The following is a 1,478-nucleotide window of genomic DNA, read 5'->3' as shown; positions in this document are numbered from 1 at the left end:
TACAGCAGCCAGATCCACCGCAAGAAGCCGAAGGGCCGCCCGATGCCCGCGCACATCGCAAGGGCCAACGGTAAGCGTTCCGTTATCCGGGCTGCGGTTGAGCATGTCTTCGCGGCGCAGAAGCATCGGATGGGGCTGGTGGTTCGCACCATTGGCATGGCGCGGGCCCGGCTGAAGATCGGCATGGCCAATCTGGCCTACAACTTCACCCGGCTTGCCTGGCTTGAAGGGAGAAGTGCGCCCGCATGATGCCTCAAGGCCGCCTCTGACGGTCCAAAGGCGACAATCAAGCGAAACAGGGCGGCCAATCGGCGTCTCCCGGAGGCTCTCGCAACCTCAACGGGAGCGGATAAGCACGTTTTTCGAGGTATCCACTTGCGACAGAATCTGTCGATCCGTGAGATTTCGCGTCGCACGGGTTTATCCCGGAATACCCGGACCAGATATCCATAGCCAGAAGTGGCACACCTCACGATGGAAAAACCGGCTCACTTCTGGATGAGAAACAACGCGATCGAAATCACTGATGTCCGGCCCAATGTTCTTCTATCTCCCACAATGGCCGGCCCTCCATACACTCCCTGATTAGAGAGATAGCTGTCAAGTAATCCTTTGATTTGAATTTCGACCACCCCAACGTTTCCAATTTACCCCAGTCTTCGCGCTTGTCCTTGAAATTACTCTCCCGAAGCGATCTCAATAAAACCCTGTCAATAGGCGGATGCAATGCTGTGACGCTGGGATGGGCGAGCCAAGGACCGGTGCAAAACCGCGCCTTGAGATACACGTTGATGATTTTTGCTGCCTGCCCATACGTCAATGTTAGCCCGAAGTCTTTTGCGCGCGTCTGGAGCCAGACGCACCAGCTTGCGTGTTGACAGTCAAGTTGCTCAGGTGTGGGAAGATCATCTGGCGTTACAAGCCGCATACCGAATTCGGCATCCGCCAGGAGTTTCTGTAGCGTACCCACAGTGAACCTGCTACCTTGCACACTTGCAGCACGGCCTGCGGCCCACACCGCAAATCTATGCGCATGCATGGTGGCATCGTACGGAATTGTTTCCATCGTGTCTTCTCCGGATATTGATAGATTGTTGTTCAAAGCGCCCTCACCTGCTTGCCATGTATGACCGATACTAAATCGGTTACACATGCTCTGGAACAAAAATGCGGTCAGAAGTTTCCCTGTCGCGCATCGACTGTTCGAAAAGCCCGTCGGCTTGCGCCAGAAGCACGTCATGCCACGCCAGCTTTTTGCGGTAGACTTCAGGAATGCCTGAATATCCGAATAGCGCTCCGGCGAGTTGCCCCGTAATCGCAGCTGTTGTGTCAGCGTCATGTCCCAGATTGGCGGCTGCAAGGACAGCCTCCGGGAAATTGACAGACCGGGAAGCGCACCAGAGTGAAGCCTCCAGTGACTCATACCAAGACTCTTGGATCAGAACCCATGCGCCCATTGGCGGAGCCCGATTGACATG

Annotated in this window: 2 protein-coding genes and 1 pseudogene; 1 reads left to right on the top strand and 2 read right to left on the bottom strand. The window is 55.5% G+C overall.

All coding sequences use genetic code 11. From position 1 onward, the window contains the following. Window positions 1-249: pseudogene (locus tag IE243_RS22790) on the top strand (IS5/IS1182 family transposase); the annotation flags it as partial. A gap of 271 nt (window positions 250-520) precedes the next feature. On the opposite strand, the gene IE243_RS22785 reads toward IE243_RS22790, so the two are convergent. Then, entirely contained in the window at window positions 521-1,102 is a 582-nt protein-coding gene (locus IE243_RS22785; RefSeq protein WP_191321562.1) for a hypothetical protein, read from the bottom strand. A 43-nt stretch (window positions 1,103-1,145) separates the two neighbouring features. Beyond that, a partial coding sequence (locus IE243_RS22780; protein WP_191321561.1) for an ADP-ribosylglycohydrolase family protein occupies window positions 1,146-1,478 on the bottom strand: 333 nt, incomplete at its 5' end.

It is taken from the genome of Camelimonas fluminis (assembly GCF_014656355.1).
Lineage (GTDB): Bacteria > Pseudomonadota > Alphaproteobacteria > Rhizobiales > Beijerinckiaceae > Camelimonas > Camelimonas fluminis.
The sequence above is the reverse complement of the archived record's forward strand: the minus strand, read 5'-3'. Positions and strand labels throughout refer to the sequence as shown.